2 protein-coding genes are annotated in these 1243 nt (G+C 58.6%); both read left to right on the top strand.

Features of this window, described 5'->3' with window-relative positions:
* On the top strand, nucleotides 1–209 hold a 209-nt coding region (locus tag MFF13_RS25825), incomplete at its 5' end, for a hypothetical protein (protein WP_238273341.1).
* A 467-nt stretch (nucleotides 210–676) separates the two neighbouring features.
* Nucleotides 677–892 carry a hypothetical protein gene (locus MFF13_RS25820; protein ID WP_238273340.1) on the top strand — a complete coding sequence of 72 codons (216 nt, stop codon included), beginning with the start codon at nucleotides 677–679 and terminating at the stop codon, nucleotides 890–892.
* The last annotated feature ends 351 nt before the right edge of the window (nucleotides 893–1243 follow it).

The following is a 1243-nucleotide window of genomic DNA, read 5'->3' as shown; positions in this document are numbered from 1 at the left end:
CCTGGCGGACGCTCACCGAACCGGTCGACGACCCGATCCGCGTCGTCGGCCAAGGCTGGGAGGGCTTCGACCTCGTGGAGATCCTCCTCACAATACCTCAGCCCCGAGTGCCACATGTGGTGCAACACGGTCGTGCGCGCACATGGCCGGGGTTCGCCGCCTCATCGGCAACCACGCACTCACGCGAGCCGCGGTTTCGCCTGCATTGAGAGTGACACACGATCGGGTCTCGTGGAGTCCTTGTCCGTGCGTCCCGCTCTCCTTCTGCTGACTGTCGCCCTTGCCCTCGCTGCGCCCGCTAATGCGCAGACGCGGTTTGCTGCCCCGCATCCGCAGCCGAGTGCGGAGAGCACAGCGAGCCTTCGAGAGCCCTCCGGATCAGGCACAGCGCCAGGTGAAGCAGCGAATGCACAGGCGCGCGCCCGTATGGACAAATTCGAGCAGCGCATCGCCACTCGTAGCGACCGTGCAATCCGCTCAATCTGTGGAGGCTGTAATTCGACAGCAACACGGGCAGATCGGGCGCCCCGGCGCATCGAGGCCAACGCCGAGGAACGGGAGTTTCTGATTGATGACCCCGCGCAGGCGCCAGTCGAATAAAAATTGAGGTCCCTGTGGGGCGTTGCGACGATTTCGCTTCACACACGTTGTATACCCTTATCAGGGGGTGAAGCGTATGTCGGACATCAACAATTTAGGCTTCAAGTCGCAGTACGTGCTGATGAAGATCGGACACGATCTGGCGGAGAGCCTAGAAGATACAGTCGAAGCACCCATCCCAGAGCCTCTTGAAGCGGTTGCCGCTGAAATCCCAGACAAAAATTTTGAGGAAGACGTCATACCGCTAAAGAATGTGCGGTACGTACCTCACGATGACGAGCCCCTTTTCTAAGAACTACGTCCAAATCAATGCACCAACATCATCAGGCCCTGGCCTATGAAGACCACGAGGGCGAGCTTGAGGATAAATCCAGTATCTTCAGCTGCTTCGCGCATCGCTCGTCTCCGTCTCTGATGCTTAATGATCTCCTAAATCGATCATCGAAGATAGCCCTATTCATACATCGTTAGGAGTTCTGCCGGGCTACACACAGGCAGTGCTTAACCATCTATTAAGGCGCACAGTCAGCGTTAACCATTGCATTGCGTCGAGCTGCACCCGGAGACCGCCAGGACTAGCACAGGCGCCGGGCCGGGGCGTGTCGCAAACTCGGATCTGACACGCGTGTGTAGGGCGGTGACA

Origin of the sequence: Methylobacterium cerastii (assembly GCF_022179125.1) — a bacterium.
GTDB lineage: Bacteria > Pseudomonadota > Alphaproteobacteria > Rhizobiales > Beijerinckiaceae > Methylobacterium > Methylobacterium cerastii.
This window is presented reverse-complemented; position numbering and strand designations above follow the sequence as displayed.